Here is a 24,074-nt window from a genome sequence, read left to right on the forward strand (position 1 = left end):
AATTTTTACGAATTATAGAAAATAAACTTGCTTTTTTTATAAATAATATAAGAACAAATTAGTCTTGCCATTCTGCAATAAACAAGTTGGTATCATGACTTGGTGTATTTCAGATTGTCAATCCTTTTAGTCTTGCCACTCTGCAATAAACAAGTTCGTATCATGACCACCTCCATTATTTCTATTTGATGAAAAGATTAACTTTTTACCATCATTAGAAAACACCGGAAAAGCATCAAAAGTTTCTCCATGAGTTACTCTTTCTAAATTTTTACCATCTAAATCTATCATATATAAATTAAAAGGAAATCCTCTTTCAGATTCAAAATTAGAAGAGAATAAAATTTTCTTTCCTGATGGATGAAAAAACGGACTCCAATTTGCATTTCCTAAATCTGTTAATTGACGTAAATCAGATCCATCTGCGTTACAGATATACAATTCCATTTCTGTTGGTTGTACTAATCCTTCTTTTAATAAATCTTGATATTCTTTAATTGCTACTGCTGTTTTTGGTCTTGAAGAACGAAAAATTAATTTTGTTCCATCAGGAGAGAAAAACGCTCCACCATCATAACCTAATTGATCTGTAATTTGCTTTACATCTGTACCATCAATATTCATGGTAAACAATTCTAAATCTCCAGTTCTCATAGAAGTAAAAACAATTTTATCTCCTTTTGGAGAAACTGTTGCTTCTGCATCATAGCCAGGTTCTGTAGTTAATTGTTTTGTAATATTTCCTTCTAAATCTGCTACAAAAATATCATACGTTTCATAAATAGGCCACACATATTTACCTTCTCTTCTTAAAGGTGCAGGAGGACATTCTTTTCCTCCTAAATGTGTAGAACCATATACAAAACTCTTATTATCAGGTAAAAAATATGCACAAGTTGTACGCCCTAATCCAGTTGAAATCATTGGTGGAATAGAATCTTTAAAAGTTTCATCAACATTCATTAAAAACATTTGATCACATGCTACTCCCCATTCTTTATTATTAGATTGAAAAATTAATTGTTGATCATCAAAACTCCAATAAGCTTCAGCGTTATCACCACCAAAAGTAATTTGCTTCAAGGTTTTAAAATGAACTTCTTCTGGAAAAATTAAGCCACCTTCCCATTTTTTGGTTTCACCAGATTCTACATCAGCTTTTTCCTTTTTATTGGTTTTACAAGCGCTAAAAGCTAAAGATATAGCTAGAATTAAAAGTATTTTAAATTTCATTTTTATTGAATTCAATAAGTGATAATATTTCTCTAATTTTGCAAAAATAATATTTATCATCATGAGAAACATCCTATTTTTAATCTTTTTATGTTTTTTAATTTCTTGTAAACCAGCAATTAATCAAGAAAACAGAATTAAAGAAGACGTTACATTTTTGGCATCAGATAAATTAGAAGGTAGACAAACAGGAACTAAAGGAGAAAAAGCTGCTGCAGATTATATCAAACAAAGGTTTAAGGAATTAGAGCTGCAACCAAAGGGAACTTCTGGGTTTTTACAATCTTTTACTTTTAAGCCAAAAACGAATCCACATGAAGAAGTTAAGTTTGATGTAAATGGTGATGGAACAATAACAGGAAACAATGTTATTGGTTTTACGGATAATAAAGCAGAGAATACAGTTATTATTGGTGCGCATTTTGATCATTTAGGTTATGGAGGCGAAGGGTCTTTATACAGAGATTCTATAAAAGCAATTCATAATGGAGCAGATGATAATGCTTCTGGAATTGCAATTTTATTAAATTTAGTAGCAAAATTAAAAGAGAAAAACACAAATAACAATTACTTATTTATGGCTTTTTCTGGTGAAGAAATGGGTTTATTAGGTTCTAATTATTTTGTAAAAAACCCAACAATAGATACCAAAAAAGTTTCTTACATGATTAATATGGATATGGTGGGTCGTTTAAAAAAAGATAGTGCTTTAGCAGTTTATGGAACAGGAACTTCTCCAATTTTTAAGCAAACTTTAAAATCTCATAACAATAATTTTAAATTAATTCAGCAAGAATCTGGAGTTGGGCCAAGTGATCATACAAGTTTTTATCTAGCAGATATTCCTGTTTTACACTTCTTTACTGGTCAGCATGAAGATTATCACAAACCTGGAGATGATGCTGAAAAGTTGAATTATGAAGGAATGGAAACTATCAGTAAATACATTTTTAATATTATTACTGATTTAAATGATAATGGGAAATTAGCCTTCAGAAAAACAAAAAATGAAGGTAAAGACACACCAAGATTTAAAGTAGGTATGGGTGTAATTCCTGATTATATGTTTGATGGAAAAGGAATGAGAATTGATGGGATTTCTGAAGATAAACCAGCGCAAAAAGCAGGATTAGAAAAAGGAGATATTGTTATTAAATTAGGAGATAGCACTGTAGTTGATATGATGAGTTACATGAGAGCTTTATCAGTATTTAAAAAAGGAGACAAAAGTAAAGTTGTTGTAAAAAGAGGTGAGAATGAAGTTGAAAAGGAGATTCAATTTTAACTAGAAAAAAAGATATTAACTACATGATTAAAATTGGCAATATAGAACTACCAGATTTTCCTTTATTATTAGCACCAATGGAAGATGTTTCTGATCCACCATTTAGAGCTTTATGTAAAGAAAATGGAGCAGATGTAGTGTATACAGAATTCATTTCATCAGAAGGATTGATTCGTGATGCTGCAAAAAGTGTGATGAAATTAGACATTTATGAAAAAGAACGTCCTGTAGGAATTCAGATTTTTGGAGCCAATTTAGATTCGATGTTAAAAACGGTGGAGATTGTAGAAAAATCGAAACCAGATATTATTGACATTAATTTTGGTTGTCCTGTTAAAAAAGTAGTTTCTAAAGGAGCAGGTGCAGGAATTTTAAAAGATATCGATTTAATGGTTTCACTTACAGAAGCCATGGTAAAACACACTAATTTACCAGTAACAGTAAAAACACGTTTGGGTTGGGATCATGATTCTATTAGAATTGTAGAAGTTGCAGAACGCTTGCAAGATGTAGGTTGTGCAGCCATTTCTATTCATGGAAGAACACGTGCTCAAATGTATAAAGGTGAAGCAGATTGGAAACCAATTGCTGATGTAAAAAACAACCAAAGAATGCATATTCCTGTTTTTGGTAATGGAGATATTACATCACCCGAAAAAGCAATGGAAATGCGTAATAAATATGGTTTAGATGGTGCAATGATTGGTAGAGCTTCCATTGGTTATCCTTGGTTTTTTAATGAAGTAAAACACTTTTTTAAAACTGGTGAGTATCTAGCAAAACCTACAATTGCTCAGAGAGTAGAAATGGCAAGAAGGCATTTACAAATGGCTATTGATTGGAAAGGACCTATTTTAGGTGTTTTCGAAACGAGAAGACATTATACAAACTACTTTAAAGGAATTCCTCATTTTAAAGAATATAGAATGAAAATGGTTACTTCTGATGATGCTAAAGATGTGTTTGCTGCTTTTGATGAAGTGGAAGCAAAATTTGGAAATATGATTATTCCAGAATTTTAATAAATTTATTTTTCAATAAACTCATTGCTAATTCTACTACTTGCAATTTTAGAAGCAATAAAACCTAAGATTGTAATAGTTGCGATCACAATAAAAAGGTTAGAAAATCGAAATTCTACAGGATAAGGTAGATTTTGAGTAATCATAAACAATCCAAATTGTTTTTGAATAATAACTAGTAAAATCCCCAATACCAAACCTATAAACATCCCTAAAATAGTTAATAAAAAACCTTGAAGCACAAAAATCTTTTTTATTTCTTGGATGGTTGCACCTAAATTTAAAAGCGTTTTTAAGTTCGATTTTTTATCAATAATCATCATTAAAATTGCACCAATAACATTGAACAAAGCAACAATAACTATTAAAGTAAAAATAAGATAAATAATAAAGTTTTCGGTATTTAACACCTTATACATAGCCTCATTTAGTTGCTCTTTGGTTTGTACTTTAAATTGATTTCCTAACTGTTCTTGAAGTTGTTCTGCAAACAAATCAGCATCCGAATTATCTACCAGTTTTAATTCAATTCCTGTAAATTGATTTTCTTTAAACTTTAACAAATCCTGAGCTTCCTTTAAAGAAACAAAAACAAACTTATTTTCAAATTCTTCTGTACCAGAATACAAACCAACAATTTGTACATTTAGTTTATAGAAAGCATTATTTGGGTTTATAAAACCTATTCCTGGTTTAGGAACCATAATTGATAAAGGTTCTCCAAAATTTAAAATTCCTAAAGACAATTTTCTAGAAATACCATTACCAACAACTGCTGTATTTGTTAAATCTTTGTCTAACCAATTACCAACACTTACTACAGAATCTACATGGGTTATAGAAGTATAATTTTCTTCAACTCCTTTTACATAAGCAATCTCATTCTTGTCATTATATTCTAAAAAAACGCGTTCTTCAATAATTTTAGAAATTACTTTAATAGAAGTATTACTTTCTAAAGAATGATGAATATCTTCTGTATATAAAAAAGTTTTTCCTTTACTTGATGTAATTTTGATATCAGGATCAGAAACGTCTAGCAAACTATAACTAAAAGTACGCAAACCAGAAAAACCAGAAAGAATTATAAATAAGGCTAATGAACCTACAATTACGCCAAAAGAAGCAATAATTGTAATAATGTTTATGGCATTATTACTAGTTTTTGAAAATAAATATCTTTTAGCTATGTATAATGAGAAATTCAAATGATTGCTTCGAATTTATTTCTTTTGATGTCTTGGTAAAACTTCAGGATTTTTAATCGGATTTTCATCTTCTCCTTTTAAAGACCTATCTATTCCTTCATTATAATCTAAAGTATCATCACCAAAAAATAGTAATTCTGGCATTCTACGTAACTGGTGTTTAGTTCTTGAAGCCATTTCATGACGAATTAAAGGTGTATTAGACTTTACACCTTCTATAATTTCATCTCTTTTATTTGAAGGAAAAACACTTAGATATACTTTAGCAATTCCTAAATCTGAAGTTACATGAACTTTAGAAACAGAAATAATTACTCCTTTCATACCATCTTGTGCTGCCTTTTGCAGAACATCTACCAAATCTTTTTGTAATACTCCAGCAATTTTACGCTGTCTATTCGTTTCTTCCATGCTGCAAATTTACACTTTTTTTATGGAGTGTAAATTTTATTTTTTATAGCATACATAACCAATCCAACTCTATTTTTTACATTCAGTTTTGTAAATAAAACATCTCTATAACCATCAATTGTTTTTGGACTTAGACACATAATATCTGCAATTTCTTTATAGGTTAATTCAGAACAAGCATGTTTCATAAAAGCAACCTGTCTATCATTTAATATAATTTCTTCCTTTCCATTTCCAGAAAGTGATTTCATTAATAAATTAGTAACATTTTTTGTGTGATAAAATCCATTTTCTGCAATTTCTACAAGAGCATTTTCTAAGACTGACTTTTCTGTATCCTTTAGTAAATATCCTATAGCACCTACTTTTAACATCTTTAAAATAGTTGTATCCTCATCTTCAACAGATAAAGCCATTACATTAACATCTTGATGATTTTTCGTAATCCATTCTGTAGTTTCAATTCCGTTCATTATTGGCATATTGATATCCATTAAAACTACGTCAGGAATAAATTTTGGTGATGATGAAAATTGATCAACTAATTCTTGTCCGTTTTTACAAGTATATAAAACTTTAAATTTCTCAAAAGTATTTACCATAGCAGCTATTGCTTGAGAAAGCAATGTGTGATCGTCAACAATAACAACTGAATATTTTATCATAACTTATATGTTATTTTTAAGGATGTTCCTTTGTTTTTTTCTGATAAAAAAACAGCAGTTGCTCCAATTAATTTTGCTCTATTTTTAATATTTTCTAATCCAATTCCTGTAGACTTATTTTCTTCTGATGAAAAACCAATTCCATCATCTTTCGCTACAATTTCTAACTCATTTTTACTAAAGTTTATCAAAACTATTAAATTAGATGCTTTAGAATGCTTTATCGTATTAGAAAAGAATTCTTGTAAAATTCTAAAAATAATAATACTCGATTTTTCGTTTATTTTTTGTTCTATACCTGTTACTTTTAAAGTTGATTTGATAAAATTTAATCTATTAAATCTGTCAATTTCTAATTGAACTGCTTCTTTAAGATTAATGTTTTTTATTGCTTCTGGGTTTATCAATTTTGATAAAGCTCTAACTTCTGTCAAACCTTTTGATATTGTTATCGAAACTTCATCTATGTTTTCTGGAGTAGCATTTTGTAATTGAATTTTAGCAAGCGTTAGTAACTGACCAATATTATCATGTAACTCCCAACTAATATTTCTAAGCGTTTCTTCTCTAATTTCTATTTGTGTTTCTGCAATTTCTCGCTCAAAACGTTTTTTATTTTCTTCTTGTTGTTGTAGTAATAAATTTTTCCTTTTTTGAAAAAATCCAAATAACAACACTATAAAAATAACAAACAACACAATTATTAATGTTGTTGCATAAAGTATTATTTGACTTGCTTCTGACTCCATAAGGCTCCGAATATAAAACAACTATACATAAATATTGTTAGAAAAAATTGAACTTTAATCAAATATATTTTACTTGATTGTGGAATATCACTCATAAAATTAATTATGCTAGTAAATGGAATTGTTCCTAAATAATAAAACAACAAACCAAAAGATATCCAAAAAGAAAGAGTTTTCCAATAATTTAAAATTTTATCAGAATTTAAAAAATCTCTAAAAAACAAAAATATAACTATTGATATTAAAAAACTTCCCGAAATTGACACAATAGAATTATAAGTAACCAAATAATTTTCTAAAAATAAATAATATATATTAGTTAAAATATAAATAGCATTGAAGATATAGACAATATATAATACTATTTTTTTTACTTTTATTGATAAAATAATGCTCCTTAAAAAAAAGAATAAACAATTGAACTCAATAAGAGTAAGCATATTATAAATCCACAAATTATCATACCCTTGATATTTAACAAAACTCGCTATAATTTCAAATAAGAACATAAAAAATAAATATGCTGAAAAATATCTTAAATTAATATCAAACGATTTTCTAAAATAGAAAATGGCAAAAATTAATGTTGATAAAAAAGATAGTAAATAAATAATATTAATTAACATATTACATTGGTGGTGTAGGATCTAATTTATTAGCACCTGAACTATTAAAATCTGGAGGGCTTAGTGATGGTAAAAAAGAAGCTCTAACGACTTGTCTTGTTTCTTTACTACTAAACTGATGTAAAAATTTGGTAAATGGTATTGGGTTTCCTTTTTTAGAATATAAAGGTTCAAAAGCAACTCCATTGCTATCTCCTATTTTTGCAGTTGGCATAAAAACTAAAGTTTGTCTTCCTCTTAAAGATTTATCTGAATGTTCTTTTGGATAAGCTGCAGAAAATATTCTAATACCTGTTAACTTTATTTCTTTTTCTTTAGATAATTTTTCTAAATAAGCAATGTATTGTTTTAAATCATCTAATTCATAAAAGTGAGAAATAGTTTCAATAGCATCATTAGGATTCTTAGTTAAATCTGCTCTATATTTATCTAAAACTTTTTTTTGACCAACATCATATTGATGAAACATATCTGCCATTTCTTGATAGGTAATTGCGTTAGAAGGTCTAGAATCATTAATTTCATGATCTCTATGATCACATTTAGTTTCACAACTAAGGATAAATAATGATAAAAATAATATTGGGAAAAATTTCTGAACTATTTTCATAAAATAAATGTTAGGTTAATTTCATTCAAAATACAATATAAATTATAATCTATAAAAAATAAAAAAATAAAAAAAATATAACACACTAAAATACAGTAATTTAATACATTTATTCAAATTTACTTAGATTATAAAAAAGGTGTTTTTCCTGTATAATTATCATGGTTTACACTGATGTATTACTGAAGAAAAATGATGATTTTTGTAGTATACAATTAAGAAAAAGTATTCTGGGGAAATTGCACAAAACACCAAAGTAAAAAGGTGTTTTAATAAAAAAGTCTCAAAACATAAATGTTTTGAGACTTTTAATTTTATAAATTATTTTAAGAATTTAATCAGCTAAAATAATCGCTTTATTATCATTTAATTCTAAAGTTCCTGAATTAATAAGTAGTGTTAAAATTTTGTCATCAGCAGCATCTGCAACCAATTTCCCACTTAAATCATCTAAGTCTATATTAGTCTGAGAATGAATATGAATTTTAATTGTTCCTTCTTTTAAATTAGAAACAACAGGTGCGTGATTATTTAACATTTGAAACTCTCCATTAACTCCAGGAACTGATAATGAATCAATTTCTGATGAAAATAATATAGCTTCTGGTGTTACAATTTCTAAATACATATATCTATAGTTTGCAGTCCGCAGTTTTCAGTTTACAGTCTCACTGAAGACTGAATACTGTTGACTAAATTTATGCTTCTGCTAACATTTTCTCACCAGCGTCAATTGCATCTTGAATTGATCCTCTTAAGTTAAATGCTGCTTCTGGATATTTATCTAACTCACCATCCATAATCATATTAAATCCTTTAATAGTATCTTTAATATCAACTAAAACCCCTGGTATACCTGTAAATTGTTCAGCTACATGGAAAGGTTGAGATAAGAAACGTTGTACACGTCTAGCTCTATGAACTACAAGTTTATCTTCTTCAGATAATTCTTCCATACCTAAAATTGCGATAATATCTTGTAACTCTTTATAACGTTGTAAAATTTCTTTTACAGCCGTTGCAGTATTATAATGTTCATCACCTAAAACCTCAGCAGATAAAATTCTTGAAGTAGAATCTAAAGGATCTACCGCTGGATAAATACCTAATTCTGCAATTTTACGAGACAATACAGTTGTTGCATCTAAATGCGCAAACGTAGTTGCTGGTGCTGGATCTGTTAAATCATCTGCAGGTACATAAACTGCTTGTACAGATGTAATAGAACCTTTTTTAGTTGATGTAATACGTTCTTGCATTGCACCCATTTCTGTAGCCAATGTTGGTTGGTAACCTACTGCTGATGGCATACGTCCTAAAAGTGCTGATACCTCTGAACCTGCTTGCGTAAAACGGAAAATATTATCTACGAAGAAAAGTACATCTTTACCTTGTGCTTCTCCTGCTCCATCTCTAAAATATTCTGCTATTGTTAAACCAGATAATGCAACACGTGCACGTGCTCCAGGTGGCTCATTCATTTGTCCAAATACGAAAGTAGCTTTAGAGTCTTTCATTCCAGGTTTATCAACTTTAGATAAATCCCATCCTCCTTCTTCCATAGAATGCATAAAATCATCACCATATTTGATAATTCCAGATTCTAACATTTCACGAAGTAAATCATTTCCTTCACGAGTTCTTTCCCCAACACCTGCAAAAACTGATAAACCACCATGTCCTTTTGCAATATTGTTAATTAACTCTTGAATTAATACTGTTTTACCTACTCCAGCTCCTCCAAATAATCCAATTTTACCTCCTTTAGCATAAGGCTCAATTAAATCGATTACTTTAATTCCTGTGAATAAAACCTCAGTAGATACTGATAAATCTTCAAATTTAGGTGCAGATCTGTGAATTGGCAAACCATCTTTACCTTCTTTTTTCAAATCTCCTAAACCATCAATAGCATCACCAGTTACATTAAACAAACGACCATAAATATCGTTTCCAATTGGCATTTGAATAGGGTTACCTGTAGCTACAACCTCTGTTCCTCTACTTAAACCATCAGTAGCATCCATTGAAATAGTTCTAACTGTATCTTCTCCAATATGCTGTTGTACTTCTAATACTAATATAGAGCCGTCAGCTTTTTTGATTTCTAAAGAATCGTAAATTTTAGGAAGTTCATTTTCTGTATTGAATTCGACATCAATTACTGGTCCAATAATTTGTGAAACTTTACCTGTTATTGTAGACATTATGTATCTAATTAAAGTTATTATTTTATTTATGAGACTTAACTCTCATTTTCAGGTTGCAAAGGTAATTTTTTTGATTGAAACTAAAAAGTTTTTTTAACCTAAAACAACAATTAAGAATATAAAAAAGCCTCATCGAATTGATGAGGCTTTTAAATTTTATTGAAAAATGATACTAGTTAGTAACTTTAATTTCAACTCTTCTATTATTAGCTTTACCAGCTCTAGTTTTATTAGAATCAACTGGAAGTGTTTCACCATATCCTTTAGCCTCTAATCTACTTGCATCAACTCCTTTTTTCACTAAGTAGTTTTTAACAGTATTTGCTCTTTTACCAGATAAACTTAAGTTAGTAGAAGCAGGACCGCTACTATCTGTATGACCACCAATTGCAAAAGTTGCTTTTGGATATTTATTCATTACTTCAACTATAGCATTTAATTGTTTAGTAACTCCAGGCTTAAATGAAGATCTACCACTATTAAATAATATAGATTTAGCTGTAAAAGCAATCGCTTCAGTAGCTTCTTTAGTAATTACTGGCGCAGGACAACCTCTTTCTGAAGCAACACCTGCAACTGAAGGACATTTGTCATCTTTATCTAAAACTCCATCACCATCAGTATCTGGCCAAGGACAACCTGCGTTAGCAGCTGGTCCAGCTACAGAAGCACATTTATCATCTTTATCAACAACACCATCACCATCAGTATCAGGACAACCTTTGTTCGCTTTAGTTCCTTTAGAATTAGGACACATATCATCTTTATCAGCTACTCCGTCTCCATCAGAATCAGGACAACCATTCATAGCTGCTAAACCTGCAACATTAGGACAAGCATCATCAGAATCTTTTACTCCATCTCCATCAGCATCAGGACAACCATTGAATTCTTTTAAACCTGCAACCTCTGGACAAGCATCATCTTTATCATAAACGCCGTCTCCATCAGAATCTTTTCCTCCAAATTTAATTACTAAACCTAAAGCAGTTTGATAATGAGATTTCACGTTATCAGAAAAACCTTTTTTAGTACCTGTTTGGAAATTCACACCTAGGTTTTCATTAAACCAAGCATTAAAACCAACACCACCATTAATCATTCCTTCACCACTTGAATCAACTGAAGTATAACCTCCACCTAAATAAACATAAGGATCAAACCAAGAAGTATCACCAACTAAATTATTTAAGTCATACTTAACAATCGCATCTAAAGCCCAGTAAAGAAAATCAGAATCATCTTTTGCATTTAGAGTTTCTATTTTATTTATAGAACCAGCTAACTGTAAAGAAAAACCTTTGTCTAAATATTTTTCAGCAGATATTCTAGAAATAGAAGGAAGTATATTCCAATCTTTGCTACCAAATAAATCTTTAATTTGGTCAGTAAAATTGTCTCCGTTATAAAAGTCTACAACATTTACACCAAAACCAACAGCCCATGGGTTGTTTTCATCTTGTGCGTTTACGTTACCAACTGTTACCAACGTAAACAAAGCTATCACAGCTAATTTTAATCGTTTCATTATCAAATTTTTAAATTAAAAGTTCATTATTATAATACGCAAAAGTAAACTCTTAAAACGTATCTACAAAGACAAATCTACAAAATATTAATAAAACTTCAAGTTTTTCTCAATATTAAATAACATTTAACTCTTTACCTACCTCCATAAAAGCAGAAATTGCTTTATTTAGATGTTCTATATTATGTGCTGCAGATAACTGCACTCTTATCCTTGCTTTTTCTTTAGGAACAACAGGAAAAAAGAAACCAATAACATAAATTCCTTTTTCTAATAACTTGTTTGCCATTACTTGAGATAATTTCGCATCATATAACATAACAGGAACAATTGCTGCATCTGCACCAACTAAATCAAAACCAGCTTTTTCCATTTCTGTTCTAAAATAATTGGTATTCCATTCTAATTTATCTCTAAGAGAAGTATCATTAGAAATTAGATCGAATACCTTTAAAGACGCACCAACAATTGCCGGTGCTAAGGAATTAGAAAATAAATAGGGTCTAGAACGCTGACGTAAAATTTCAATAATTTCTTTTTTACCTGTTGTATAACCTCCCATTGCACCTCCTAGAGCTTTCCCTAAAGTCCCTGTAACTATATCAACTCTATCCATTACATCCTTTAATTCAACAGTTCCTCTTCCTGTTTTACCAATAAAACCTGTAGCATGACATTCATCAACCATAACCAAAGCATCATACTTATCAGCTAAATCACAAATTTCATCGAGTTTTGCTACAATACCATCCATAGAAAAAACACCATCAGTAACAATAATTTTAAAACGATGATTTTGTTTATTCGCTTCAATTAATTGTTCTTCAAGAGAATTCATGTCATTATTATCATAACGATAACGAGCTGCTTTACACAAACGAACGCCATCTATAATAGAAGCATGATTTAAACTATCAGAAATAATTGCATCTTCTTTTGACAAAAGAGGTTCGAAAACACCACCATTTGCATCAAAAGCTGCAGCATACAATATAGTGTCTTCTGTTGTATAGAAATCTGCAATCTTTTTTTCTAATTGTTTGTGAATATCTTGAGTTCCGCAAATAAAACGTACTGAAGACATTCCAAAACCATGAGTATCCATAGTATCTTTAGCTGCTTGAATTACTACTGGATGATTAGACAAACCTAAATAATTATTTGCACAAAAGTTAATTACTTCTTCACCTGTAGAAATTTTTATAACTGCATCTTGAGAAGAAGTTATGATTCTTTCAGACTTATATAAACCAGCATCTTTTATTTCTTGAATCTCCTTTTTTAGAGTATCTTTAATTTTACCGTACATTTTTTATTAATTTGATAAATACAAAGTTACAAAGTTTATTTTTTATGATTATACTTCAACAATATGAATTTCTTGATTTATATAAATAAGTAATTTTTTATCAACTTTAAAATTCATCGATTTTAACACTCTTTCATATTTCAATAATTGCTGATGATGTTCTGCTGAAGGGTTTCCCGTCTTATAATCAATAATTACAACTTTGTTTTTATCAGTAAAAACTAACCTATCTGGAATAATTACTTGATTATCTACATCTACAATTTCTCTTTCGTTAAAAACAGTAACGTCCTTAGAAAAATATTTCGATAATTCTGGATGATTTACAACACTATATATACTTTCTTTAATAAATTTAGTTTGATCTTCATCTAAAATTCCTTGTTGATTATACTGAGAAACAACAATATCAATATCCTTTTTTATGATAATTTTAGCAAAAATTTCGTGGAATAGATTTCCAAAATTAATTGCCTCACCTTGTTCTGTATTCCATAATTTAGAAGAATTTGCCAATAATATTATATTATGCTCTTGCCAAGGGATTGAAATAAATTTCTCATGAATATCTGTAACAGAACTTTCTTTTTCCTTTTTACTTACTCTATTTTCATCACCAAAAGAATATTCTAAAACAGCATCATTCCAAAGGTTTTGTTGTTTTAAGTAATTGATGAAAATCCCTGAATAAAAATTTATATTTTCATCTCCTTTTGATGATATTTTATACTCTGTTATTACATGTAATTGCTCCACAGATCTAGTTAATGCAACGTATAATAAATTAAAATTATCTAACTCTAATTCTTCTCTTTGCTGATTGTAAATTTGCTTTCCTCTATCACTAACAATGCTCAAACTTTTACTATAATCTACTAATAACTCATTAAAACCATCATAAGATTCTGGCAATTCGTTTAACCAAGATTTAGGTTTAATTTGTCTGTAAATATCAACATCACAAGGAAAAATAACCACAGGAAATTCTAATCCTTTAGATTTATGAATCGTCATAATTTGAACAGCACTTGCACTTTCTGGAGCAACAATACTTAATTTATCTTTTTTCAATTCCCAAAATTCTAAAAACTCACCAATATCAGTTCCATTTCTTTGTCGCTCTAAAACGACATCTAAGAAAAACTGAATATAAGCATCAGAAGAATTTACCAAATGAAAGCTTCTGATAATTTTTTCTATTTTTTCATAAAAAGGAAGCTCATGAAATTCTGAAATATCAAAAGAAATTCCATAACTTATTAATGCCTCTAAAATTATTTGATTCTCAGATTTTGCAAACTCACTTAAAAATAGATGTTTCGGTTTTTTAACCTTTAAATGATCGTATAAAAAATACAGAAATTCAAAACGAGTTTCTTCATCACTTGGGTTTTGTAATATTTTTAAAACATTAATTAAAAAAGTAACTTTTGCATTATTTTTTAACAGCAAAGTTTCTGATGAAATAATATTTATTCCTTTTTCTGATAAATAATTAGCAACTGCAACACCATCTTTTCGAGTTCTTGTTAAAACACAAATTTCATTCAGTGAAAAATCTTCTTTAAGTTGATTAATCTTTTCTAAAACTCTTTGTGGATACTTTACTTTTTCTAGCTCTTTATCTTCATTTTTATCAAAAAAATTTAAAGAAACAAAACCTCCTTTTTTATTATTTTCGAATTGTTTATTCCCTTCTTCAAAAAGATTTTTATAAGATTCATTTTGGATGAAATTAGCAGTATGCTGAAAAAACGAATTATTAAAATTGATGACTTCTGAATAACTTCTAAAATTTGTTTCTAAATTTTTGATTTCTTTTTCAACATGAAAAGGGTTTTCTACATCAGAACCTAATTGAATAAACTGTTCTGCTTTTCCTCCACGCCATCTGTAAATTGCTTGTTTTCCATCTCCAACCAACAATAAATTACTATTTTCTTGAGCTAAAGCATTATCAATTAAAGGAATTAAATTCTGCCATTGCAACACAGATGTATCTTGCATTTCATCTATAAAATAATTTTGAAAACGTTGCCCAATTCTTTCATAAATAAAAGGAGCAGGTTGGTCTTTTATATTATCAGAAATTAATTGATTAAACTCTGCATTTAACCTAATATTATTATCTTCTTTTATAGTTTCTAACTCTGAATTGATATTATTTAAAACCGCTAAAGGAATAATACTTTTTAGCGCTAATTTATTCATTGAAAATTGCTGATAAATTAATTCTGACTCTTTAAATAATCGAATAATATCTGGAACTATTTGCTCTATCGAACCAGCGACAGAGTCTAAGGTAGATTTTGAGTAATACTGATTGTTTTCTATCGCTTTTTTTATCGTTTCACTTCGTTTTATAAAATCGATATTTACAGATTTAGTACTCAAATCTGCAAAAAATTTAGGAATTGTTCCGCGCATAAAATCTTTATGCTCTAAATCGTTGTTTTCTATCAATTGAAGACACTCTTTACCAACTTTAATGATCGATTCTTTTAATTCCTTTTGCTGATTATATAACTTTGCTTTTAAGTTTGTAAAATCTTCTAATTTTTTATCTGCAAGACTTCTAAAATGTTTTACATCATCTTCATTTAATAAGATTCTTGCAAACTCACTTAAATCTCTAGAAATATCCCAAGATTTATCATCATCTGTTTTGTCTAATGAATAATCTATTAAAAGATTTGTAAGTTTTTTATCTATTCCAATTTTAGAAATTAAAACATCAACAGCTTCATTCAATAAAGAAACAGCATCCATTTCTACTTCAAAATTAAGCGACAAACCTAAATCGAAAGCGAAGTTTTTAATGATTTTATGAGTAAAACTATCAATTGTGGTAATTGAAAAAGCTGAGTAATTTTGTAAAATTGCATCTAGAATTTTCTTACTTCTTTCCTGTATAGTTGGTTTATCAACAGCAACTTCTTCAATAATAATTTTGAATAAATCATTCTCTTTTCCATCAGCAAAATCTTCTAGACTAGAAAGTACACGTTCTTTCATTTCACCAGCAGCTTTGTTGGTAAACGTAATTGCTAAAATTTTCTGAAACGTAAATATATCTTCAGAATTTAACAAAACTTTTAAGTATTCTTTTACAAGTGTATAGGTTTTTCCACTTCCTGCAGAAGCATTATAAACCTGAAATGTAGATGGATTTTGCACAGAACTATTTTTTACTGCAAAATACAAAAAGCCAAACAGTTATTGTTTGGCTTTTTAATTATATTTTTTATTGATTCCTAACCTAAACCAACATCTAAAGACATCATCACAATAAAACCACCAATAAATCCAAGAGTTGCAATATCTGTGTATTTATCTCTTTGTGTTTCTGGTATTACTTCTTCTACCACAACAAAAATCATTGCTCCTGCTGCAAAAGCTAAAGCATAAGGTAAAATTGGTGTGAAAAAAGAAACTGCTAAAGCTCCTAAAACAGCAGCAACTGGTTCTACAACAGCAGATAATTGTCCATACCAAAAACTTTTTAATCTACTAACACCCTGTCTTCTTAATGGCATTGCAACCGCAAAACCTTCTGGAAAATTCTGAATTCCGATACCAATTGCTAATGAAATTGCAGCGATTATCATTTCTGTTTGCTCCACTCCAACTAAAGTTGATGCTGCTCCAAACAAAACTCCAACTGCCAAACCTTCTGGAATATTATGTAATGTTATTGCTAAAACCAGTAAAGTAGATCTATGTAATTCTGTTTTAACACCTTCCGCTTCATTTTCTTTAAAATTGATATGTAAGTGTGGTAAAATTTTATCCATTCCAAAAAGAGATAAAGCCCCTAAAGCAAACCCAATTGCAGCAGGTAAAACTTTTACAAAACCCTCTCCAGGACTGTTGTCTATTGCTGGTGATAATAAACTCCAAAAACTCGCAGCCACCATTACACCTCCTGTAAAACCTAACATTCCGTCTAAAACTGCTCGATTTAATTTTTTAAAAAAGAATACTAATGCTGCTCCTGCAGCTGTTAATCCCCAAGTAAAAAGAGATGCGTATAATGCTGCTTGAATTGGATGTTCTTTTCCAAATGCAACTAATTGATCAAATGTGTTCATTACTTTTGTATATATAAATTATTTGCTATTTTATTTGAAATTGATAATTTTTCTCCATCAATTAATATTGATAAAGAACCATCAAAATCTTCTTTCTCTAAGACTGTCAATTGTTTTCCTAGTGTTATTCCTTTTTTATCTAAAAATTTTAAAAACTCTGATGAAGAATCATTTACACCTACACAAATTCCGCTTTCATTTTTTAATAAAGTTGATAATAAACTTTTTTCAATCGTTTTTAAATTTCCATCTTTATCTGGAATTGGATCTCCATGAGGATCATGAGTAGGAAAACCTAAAAAAGCATCTATCTGGTCTATTAACTTAGGCGATTTTATATGTTCTAATTGCTCTGCAACATCATGCACTTCATCCCAAGAAAAATTTAATTTTTCGACTAAAAAAACTTCCCACAATCTGTGTTTACGAACAATATTAGCTGCCGTTTTTTTTCCAAGTTCAGTTAACGTTACTCCTTTATACTTTTTATAAACAACAACCTCTTTATCAGATAGTTTTTTAATCATATCAGTAACAGAAGAAGCTTTTGTCTCTAGCTTTTTAGCAATAGCGTTTGTACTTATTCCTTTATCAGCATCTAATTCTAAATGATAAATTGTTTTTAAATAATTTTCTTCAGAAAGTGTAAACATCTATAAAGTTTAGACTACAAATATATACTTTTTATTTTTATTAAAATATATTTTTAGACAAGACTAAAAATTATTTTATATTTGCATAAATAAAATTTTATAAAACTAAAGATAAAAGATGAAAAGTTATATTACACTTATAATTTTATTGATAACCACTACTTTAAATAGCCAAACAATAAAAGGAAAAATAACTACAACAAAAGGAGAAGTATTACCATTTGCAACGGTATTGATTAAAGGAACACAAATAGGAACAACTACTGATGAAAATGGATTTTATAAATTAAAGAGTAGTAAAAATAAAATTGTTTTAGTAGCATCATTTACTGGTTTTGTTACAGAAAGAAGAATAATTACTTTAAACTCATCAGAAGAAAACATCATCAATTTTGAGTTAACAGAACATTCTGAAATGTTAGATCAAATTACTGTAACAGGAACAAGAACTGATAAAAGAAGAACTAATAGCCCTGTAATTGTAAATGTAATTAATAGCGCTACTCTAAACAATGTACAAGCGTGTAATTTATCTGAAGGATTAAAATTTCAGACAGGTTTACGTGTTGAAACCGATTGCCAAACCTGTAATTATACACAATTAAGAATGAATGGTTTAGCAGGTGGATATTCTCAAATATTAATTAATGGTCGCCCAATATTTAGCCCGCTAACTGGGTTGTATGGTTTAGAACAGATACCTACAAACATGATTGACAGAATTGAAGTTGTTCGTGGTGGTGGCTCTGCTTTATATGGCTCTAGTGCTATTGGTGGAACTGTAAATGTAATTACTAAAATACCTAAAAGAAACAATTATTCCATTGGATATACTTATCAAAACATAAATGGAACTGCTGATAATATTATTACTGGAAATGCCACTGTAGTAAATGAAAATAGAAATGCAGGAGCATCTTTTTTTATCAACAATAGAACAAGAGGTTTGTATGATGCAAATGGAGATAATTTTTCTGAATTACCAGAATTAAAAAATAATTCTTTTGGTACAAATATTTTCTTTTTACCAACGGATGATCAAAAATTGGAAATTAATTTTAGTAAAATGAATGAATACAGATATGGTGGAGAAATGGTAAATACAGCTCCTCATTTTGCCTTGCAATCTGAAGAAAGAACACATGATGTATATGTTGGTAATATAGATTATCAAATTAACTTTAATGATGATAAAAGCTCAATAATCACTTATTTTGCTACTCAATATACAGGTAGAGATCATTATACTGGAATTCGTCCAGATATTGGCACTCAAGAAGATACAAGTCATTTAACAAATCCTCCTTATGGAAATTCTGAAACAACAACTTACCAAGGTGGTGTTCAATACAATCATAAATTTGATGAATTTTTAAAAGGAAACAACGTATTTACAATCGGAACTGAATTTGTACAGGATGATGTTTTTGATGAAATTCCTACTTATAATTATGAAGTAGATCAATTAACAAAAAACTACGGGTTCTTTTTTCAGAGTGATTGGGAAATCACAGAAAAAATAAATTTATTAACAGGAATTCGATTAGATAAACATAATTTAGTTAACAAAGTAATTGCAAGTCCAAGGATTTCTTTTTTAGCAAAACCTTTTGAAAACGGTCAAATTAGAGCAACTTATGGTACAGGTTTTAGAGCTCCACAAGCTTTTGACACCGATTTACATCTTGCTTTTGCTGGTGGAGGAATATCCAGAATATCTTTAGCAGACAATTTAAAAGAAGAAAGATCTAAAAGTTATAATGTTTCTTTTAATTTTGATAAACCTACAGAACATTATATCTATGGTTTTACAATTGAAAGCTTTTACACAAAGCTAAATGATGCTTTTACACAAGTAAATATTGGAAGTGATTCTTTTGGTGAGTTATTTGAAAAACAAAACGGAGATGGAGCAACAGTAAAAGGTATTACATTGGAAACTCGTTTAAATTATGATGGAATTTTTCAAATAGATGCAGGTTTTACATTTCAATCTAGTGAATTTGATGTTGCTGTAGAAAATTCTGATGTTTTAGCCTCAAAAAAAGAATTTTTAAGAACACCTAATAATTATGGGTATGCAACTTTAACTTATACACCAAATCAAAAATTTAAAACATCTGTAAACCTGGTTTATACAGGTAAAATGGATATTCTTCACTTAGCTTCTCCACAAAATTTAATTACAGATGAATATTTCACGTCACCAACTTTTACAGAAATAGGTTTTAAATCTAGTTATACTTTTACTATTGAAAAATTAAAGACCAACATTGAAATATTTGCTGGAGCGAAGAACCTTTTTGATGCATATCAAACTAGTTTCGATATTGGTAAAGAAAGAGATAGTAATTTTATTTATGGCCCTGCAACACCCAGAACAGTATTTGTTGGTTTAAAATTTGGTAATTAATTATTTATCTTCACAAGAAAAGGAAAAACTAATGTTTACTACTCCAAAGCCTTGGGTTTAAAGAACGTTTTCCAAAACTATAAACCAATCCTATTGAAGTCATAAAATGAGGTTTTTGGCTTGAAAATTTATCTTCAGAAAACTTATACATCATCTGAAGGTTTAATCCGTATTTATCAGAAAACCAAAAAGTATTACCAGCTCCAAAGTTGGCTGTTGGTGTTAAAACTGCTGCTTTAATAAAACTCCCACCAATAAAAACATATGGTACAACATTGTTTTGAGAAGTTCCAAAATCATAACGTACCAAACCATCAAAGGTTGTATATTTTTGAGTATCACCAATAGCTGTTGAAAAAGAACCAACAAAAGTTATATTATAAAACATATACTTTGCTAAAGAAATTCTAGGTGACTGATTAATAAAGCTTCCACCAATAGTTTTTCCATCTGCATCAGAATATTTAACAGAGGCTAAATCTAAACCAAAAGTCCATTTATTATCTTCATTCTGACTAAAAATTGACATAGTCATTAACAAAAAAACTACAGTAATGTAATTATATTTATTTTTCATTTGCATTAAGGGGATTTATTTAACAGAAAATAAACTGTTTAAAGACAAATATATTGTATTCTACAAGAAAACAAAATAGTTATATACTTTTTTAAATGTTAAGATTTACATTTGCATAAAATATTATTAAGTTGAGCAAGCAGAACATCGTTAATCAATATCAAAAATCTGTGAATATTTCGCAGATAATTACACAGCTTCAACAAGACAAAAACCATTTTCAAATATCGAATTTGGTTGGATCTTCGTTGTCTTTTGTTATTTCTGAAACTTTTAAAAAAGCTGACAAACCTTTTCTTTTAATTTTTAATGACAAAGAAGAAGCCGCTTATTACTTAAATGATTTAGAACAATTATTAGGCGAAAAAAACGTGCTTTTTTATCCTGGATCTTACAGAAGACCTTATCAAATAGAAGAAACAGACAATGCTAATGTTTTATTACGTTCTGAAGTTTTAAATAGAATAAACTCACGTAAAAAACCAGCTGTAATTGTCACGTATCCAACTGCTTTATTTGAAAAAGTTGTCACTAAAAAGGAATTAGAAAAAAGTACCTTAAAAGTAAATGTTGGTGAAGATTTATCATTAGATTTTGTAAATGAAGTTTTATTCGAATACAAATTTAAACGTGTAGATTTTGTTACAGAACCTGGAGATTTTTCTGTAAGAGGTGGAATTATAGATGTATTTTCTTTTTCTAATGATGAACCTTATAGAATAGAATTTTTTGGTGATGAAATAGATAGCATTAGAACTTTTGATGTAGAAACGCAACTATCTAAAGAGAAACTGAAAAAAGTTTCTATAATGCCAAATGTAGAAAACAAAACATTAGAAGAAAATAGAGAGAGTTTCTTAAAGTACATTTCTTCTAAAACAATCATTTTTGCAAAAAACATAGATTTATTAGTTGGTAATCTTGATAGATTCTTTTCAAAAGCAGAAGAAGCATTCTTAGATTTATCAAAAGAAATAAATCACTCAAAACCATCAGAATTATTTTGTGATGGAACTTTTATAAAAAATCAACTACAAGAATTTACACTAGTTAATTTCGGAACACAAAAACTAGAAATTCCACAAATTGAATTCAACACAATTGCACAACCTTCGTTTAATAAACAATTCAATTTATTAATTGATAACTTAGAAGAATATCACAAAGGAAAATTTACCAATTACATTTTTTGTGCAAATGATCAGCAAGCAAAACGTTTTCATGATATTTTTGATGATTCTGATAAAGAAGTACATTATGAAACCGTGGTTTTTCCATTATATAAAGGTTTTGTAGATGTAGACAATAAACTAGTTTGCTATACAGATCACGAAATTTTTGAACGTTATCATAAATTCAGATTAAAAAATGGATACGCTAAAAAGCAAGCCATTACACTTCAAGAATTAAATAAACTAGAAATTGGCGATTATGTAACACACATGGATCATGGAATTGGAAAATTTGGTGGTTTACAAAAAATTGATGTTCAAGGCAAAAAACAAGAAGCAATTAAACTTGTTTACGGAGAAAGAGACATTTTATATGTTAGTATTCACTCTTTACACAAAATTTCTAAGTTTAATGGAAAAGACGGTAAAGCACCTAAAATATACAAATTAGGTTCTGGTGCTTGGAAAAAAGTAAAACAAAAAACCAAAGCAAGAGTTAAACATATTGCATTTAATTTAATTCAATTATATGCCAAAAGAAAACTACAAAAAGGGTTTGCTTTTGGACCTGATACTCATATTCAGCATGAGTTAGAAGGTAGTTTTATGTATGAAGATACTCCAGATCAATTTACAGCGACACAAGATGTAAAAAATGATATGGAAAAAGAGCAACCCATGGACAGATTGGTTTGTGGTGATGTTGGTTTTGGTAAAACAGAAGTTGCAGTAAGAGCTGCTTTTAAAGCAGTAGATAATGGCAAACAGGTTGCCATTTTAGTTCCAACTACAATATTAGCATTTCAACATTATAAAACCTTTTCAGAAAGACTAAAAGACTTTCCTATTAAAATTGATTATTTAAATAGATTTAGAACTGCAAAACAAAAAACCACAGCAATTGATGGAGTAAATGATGGTTCTGTTGATATTATTATTGGAACTCATCAACTTACAAATCAAAGAATAAAATTTAAAGATTTAGGTTTATTAATCATTGATGAAGAACAAAAATTTGGTGTTGCTGTAAAAGACAAATTAAAAACTTTAAAAGAAAATGTAGATACATTAACCTTAACTGCAACTCCAATTCCTAGAACGTTACAATTTAGTTTAATGGCGGCAAGAGATTTATCTGTTATAAAAACGCCACCACCAAATAGACATCCAATTGAGAGTAATGTTATTCGTTTTTCTGAAGAAACCATTAGAGATGCAATTTCTTATGAAATTTCTAGAGGTGGACAAGTTTTCTTTATTCATAATAGAATAGAAAACATCAAAGAAGTTGCTGGTTTATTACAAAGGTTGGTTCCTTCTGCAAAAATAGGAATTGGTCATGGACAAATGGAAGGTAAAAAACTAGAACAATTAATGCTCGGTTTTATGAGTGGAGATTTTGATGTTTTAGTTTCTACAACTATTGTAGAAAGCGGTTTAGATGTACCAAATGCAAATACCATTTTTATAAATAATGCCAACAATTTTGGATTGAGTGATTTACACCAAATGCGTGGTAGAGTTGGTCGTTCTAACAAAAAAGCATTCTGTTATTTTATAACGCCTCCTTATCATATGATGACAGATGATGCCAGAAAACGTATTGAAGCACTCGTTTTATTTTCTGATTTAGGAAGCGGAATTAATATTGCCATGAAAGATTTAGAAATTCGTGGAGCAGGAGATTTATTAGGTGGAGAACAAAGCGGATTTATAAACGACATTGGTTTTGATACCTATCAAAAAATACTACAAGAAGCCATTGAAGAATTAAAGGAAAATGAGTTTAAAGAATTGTATCCAACAGACAATTCTAAACCAAAAGAGTTTGTAAAAGAAGTACAGATTGATACAGATTTCGAGATTTTATTTCCAGATGATTATATCAATTCTATTACAGAAAGATTGGCTTTATACACCAAATTGGGAGATTTAACCGATGAAAGCGAATTACAAACTTTCGAAACTGAAATTATAGATCGTTTTGGAGAAATACCAACTCAGGTAGAAGATCTCTTAGATTCTGTTCGTATAAAATGGTTGGCAAAAGCATTAGGTTTAGAAAAGATTATTCTGAAACAAAAAAGAATGATTGGGTACTTTGTGTCTAACCAACAGAGCGATTTTTATCAAACAGAAGCTTTTACAAGAATGCTAAAATACGTGCAACAAAACAGTAAAAGTTGTGTAATGAAAGAGAAAGAAACCAAAAACGGATTGCGTTTATTAATTACTTTTATCAGAATTGATAGCGTTAAAACTGCTTTAAGTATTTTGCAAAAAGTATAAATTTATTTTTAGAAGCTATTTCC

General features: G+C 29.1%; 18 protein-coding genes. 4 read left to right on the forward strand and 14 right to left on the reverse strand.

The window, feature by feature from the left end; genetic code table 11:
- Nucleotides 1-126: 126 nt before the first annotated feature.
- Entirely contained in the window at nt 127-1,233 is a 1,107-nt protein-coding gene (locus tag PHEL85_RS16010; protein ID WP_036827979.1) for a TolB family protein, read from the reverse strand.
- Nucleotides 1,234-1,294: 61 nt separating this feature from the next.
- Between PHEL85_RS16010 and PHEL85_RS16015 the strand changes: the two genes are divergently transcribed.
- On the forward strand, nt 1,295-2,518 hold the full coding sequence (locus PHEL85_RS16015; protein WP_036827491.1) for a M28 family peptidase: 1,224 nt from the start codon (nt 1,295-1,297) through the stop codon (nt 2,516-2,518).
- 23 nt (nt 2,519-2,541) lie between these two features.
- Nucleotides 2,542-3,540, forward strand: coding sequence for a tRNA dihydrouridine synthase DusB (gene dusB, locus PHEL85_RS16020; protein WP_036827495.1), 999 nt, complete (start codon nt 2,542-2,544; stop codon nt 3,538-3,540).
- Nucleotides 3,541-3,545: 5 nt separating this feature from the next.
- Here dusB and PHEL85_RS16025 read toward each other — a convergent pair whose 3' ends face one another.
- The 12 genes from PHEL85_RS16025 to PHEL85_RS16085 form a co-directional block, all read right to left on the reverse strand.
- Nucleotides 3,546-4,748: an ABC transporter permease gene (locus tag PHEL85_RS16025; protein WP_036827497.1), complete on the reverse strand. Its 1,203-nt coding sequence runs from the start codon at nt 4,746-4,748 to the stop codon at nt 3,546-3,548.
- A gap of 15 nt (nt 4,749-4,763) precedes the next feature.
- Nucleotides 4,764-5,159, reverse strand: a complete 396-nt coding sequence (gene rbfA / locus PHEL85_RS16030) for a 30S ribosome-binding factor RbfA (protein WP_036827500.1) — start codon at nt 5,157-5,159, stop codon at nt 4,764-4,766.
- 20 nt (nt 5,160-5,179) lie between these two features.
- Nucleotides 5,180-5,824 carry a response regulator transcription factor gene (locus PHEL85_RS16035; protein WP_036827503.1) on the reverse strand — a complete coding sequence of 215 codons (645 nt, stop codon included), beginning with the start codon at nt 5,822-5,824 and terminating at the stop codon, nt 5,180-5,182.
- A complete protein-coding gene (locus tag PHEL85_RS16040; protein ID WP_036827506.1) occupies nt 5,821-6,573 on the reverse strand; it encodes a sensor histidine kinase in 753 nt (250 codons plus the stop codon). Before PHEL85_RS16040 ends, PHEL85_RS16035 begins: the two co-directional genes overlap by 4 nt.
- 627 nt (nt 6,574-7,200) lie before the next feature.
- The gene (locus PHEL85_RS16050; protein ID WP_036827511.1) at nt 7,201-7,809 is read right to left on the reverse strand and encodes a hypothetical protein; all 609 of its coding nucleotides are present in this window, start codon (nt 7,807-7,809) and stop codon (nt 7,201-7,203) included.
- Between the two features lie 334 nt (nt 7,810-8,143).
- Nucleotides 8,144-8,437, reverse strand: a complete 294-nt coding sequence (locus PHEL85_RS16055) for a FoF1 ATP synthase subunit delta/epsilon (protein ID WP_036827515.1) — start codon at nt 8,435-8,437, stop codon at nt 8,144-8,146.
- A gap of 70 nt (nt 8,438-8,507) precedes the next feature.
- Entirely contained in the window at nt 8,508-10,016 is a 1,509-nt protein-coding gene (gene atpD / locus PHEL85_RS16060) for a F0F1 ATP synthase subunit beta (RefSeq protein WP_036827517.1), read from the reverse strand.
- Between the two features lie 175 nt (nt 10,017-10,191).
- Entirely contained in the window at nt 10,192-11,547 is a 1,356-nt protein-coding gene (locus PHEL85_RS16065) for an OmpA family protein (RefSeq protein ID WP_036827519.1), read from the reverse strand.
- Between the two features lie 115 nt (nt 11,548-11,662).
- Complete coding sequence (gene kbl, locus PHEL85_RS16070) at nt 11,663-12,856, reverse strand: glycine C-acetyltransferase (protein WP_036827522.1); 1,194 nt, start codon at nt 12,854-12,856, stop codon at nt 11,663-11,665.
- 48 nt (nt 12,857-12,904) lie between these two features.
- Nucleotides 12,905-16,033 carry a UvrD-helicase domain-containing protein gene (locus tag PHEL85_RS16075; protein ID WP_036827983.1) on the reverse strand — a complete coding sequence of 1,043 codons (3,129 nt, stop codon included), beginning with the start codon at nt 16,031-16,033 and terminating at the stop codon, nt 12,905-12,907.
- Between the two features lie 77 nt (nt 16,034-16,110).
- A complete protein-coding gene (locus PHEL85_RS16080; RefSeq protein WP_036827525.1) occupies nt 16,111-16,947 on the reverse strand; it encodes a ZIP family metal transporter in 837 nt (278 codons plus the stop codon).
- Nucleotides 16,947-17,600 (reverse strand): metal-dependent transcriptional regulator, encoded by a 654-nt coding sequence (locus tag PHEL85_RS16085; protein ID WP_036827528.1) that lies wholly within the window; start codon nt 17,598-17,600, stop codon nt 16,947-16,949. Before PHEL85_RS16085 ends, PHEL85_RS16080 begins: the two co-directional genes overlap by 1 nt.
- A gap of 118 nt (nt 17,601-17,718) precedes the next feature.
- Between PHEL85_RS16085 and PHEL85_RS16090 the strand changes: the two genes are divergently transcribed.
- The gene (locus PHEL85_RS16090; protein WP_036827530.1) at nt 17,719-20,013 is read left to right on the forward strand and encodes a TonB-dependent receptor; all 2,295 of its coding nucleotides are present in this window, start codon (nt 17,719-17,721) and stop codon (nt 20,011-20,013) included.
- Between the two features lie 28 nt (nt 20,014-20,041).
- Here the strand turns inward: PHEL85_RS16090 and PHEL85_RS16095 are convergent, their stop codons facing one another.
- The gene (locus PHEL85_RS16095; protein ID WP_156109261.1) at nt 20,042-20,590 is read right to left on the reverse strand and encodes a hypothetical protein; all 549 of its coding nucleotides are present in this window, start codon (nt 20,588-20,590) and stop codon (nt 20,042-20,044) included.
- Nucleotides 20,591-20,721: 131 nt separating this feature from the next.
- Between PHEL85_RS16095 and mfd the strand changes: the two genes are divergently transcribed.
- The gene (gene mfd, locus PHEL85_RS16100; protein WP_036827535.1) at nt 20,722-24,051 is read left to right on the forward strand and encodes a transcription-repair coupling factor; all 3,330 of its coding nucleotides are present in this window, start codon (nt 20,722-20,724) and stop codon (nt 24,049-24,051) included.
- Nucleotides 24,052-24,074 lie beyond the last annotated feature (23 nt).

It is taken from the genome of Polaribacter sp. Hel1_85, from assembly GCF_000766795.1.
GTDB lineage: Bacteria > Bacteroidota > Bacteroidia > Flavobacteriales > Flavobacteriaceae > Polaribacter.

Bases quoted from the DNA above. Each gene is read 5' to 3' on its own strand.
- PHEL85_RS16010 (WP_036827979.1), bottom strand. From the start codon at position 1,233: ATGAAATTTAAAATACTTTTAATTCTAGCTATATCTTTAGCTTTTAGC.
- PHEL85_RS16085 (WP_036827528.1), bottom strand. From the start codon at position 17,600: ATGTTTACACTTTCTGAAGAAAATTATTTAAAAACAATTTATCATTTA.
- atpD (WP_036827517.1), bottom strand. From the start codon at position 10,016: ATGTCTACAATAACAGGTAAAGTTTCACAAATTATTGGACCAGTAATT.
- PHEL85_RS16015 (WP_036827491.1), top strand. From the start codon at position 1,295: ATGAGAAACATCCTATTTTTAATCTTTTTATGTTTTTTAATTTCTTGT.
- PHEL85_RS16080 (WP_036827525.1), bottom strand. From the start codon at position 16,947: ATGAACACATTTGATCAATTAGTTGCATTTGGAAAAGAACATCCAATT.
- PHEL85_RS16055 (WP_036827515.1), bottom strand. From the start codon at position 8,437: ATGTATTTAGAAATTGTAACACCAGAAGCTATATTATTTTCATCAGAA.
- PHEL85_RS16065 (WP_036827519.1), bottom strand. From the start codon at position 11,547: ATGAAACGATTAAAATTAGCTGTGATAGCTTTGTTTACGTTGGTAACA.
- PHEL85_RS16090 (WP_036827530.1), top strand. From the start codon at position 17,719: ATGAAAAGTTATATTACACTTATAATTTTATTGATAACCACTACTTTA.
- kbl (WP_036827522.1), bottom strand. From the start codon at position 12,856: ATGTACGGTAAAATTAAAGATACTCTAAAAAAGGAGATTCAAGAAATA.
- PHEL85_RS16035 (WP_036827503.1), bottom strand. From the start codon at position 5,824: ATGATAAAATATTCAGTTGTTATTGTTGACGATCACACATTGCTTTCT.
- dusB (WP_036827495.1), top strand. From the start codon at position 2,542: ATGATTAAAATTGGCAATATAGAACTACCAGATTTTCCTTTATTATTA.
- PHEL85_RS16050 (WP_036827511.1), bottom strand. From the start codon at position 7,809: ATGAAAATAGTTCAGAAATTTTTCCCAATATTATTTTTATCATTATTT.
- rbfA (WP_036827500.1), bottom strand. From the start codon at position 5,159: ATGGAAGAAACGAATAGACAGCGTAAAATTGCTGGAGTATTACAAAAA.
- PHEL85_RS16040 (WP_036827506.1), bottom strand. From the start codon at position 6,573: ATGGAGTCAGAAGCAAGTCAAATAATACTTTATGCAACAACATTAATA.
- PHEL85_RS16095 (WP_156109261.1), bottom strand. From the start codon at position 20,590: ATGAAAAATAAATATAATTACATTACTGTAGTTTTTTTGTTAATGACT.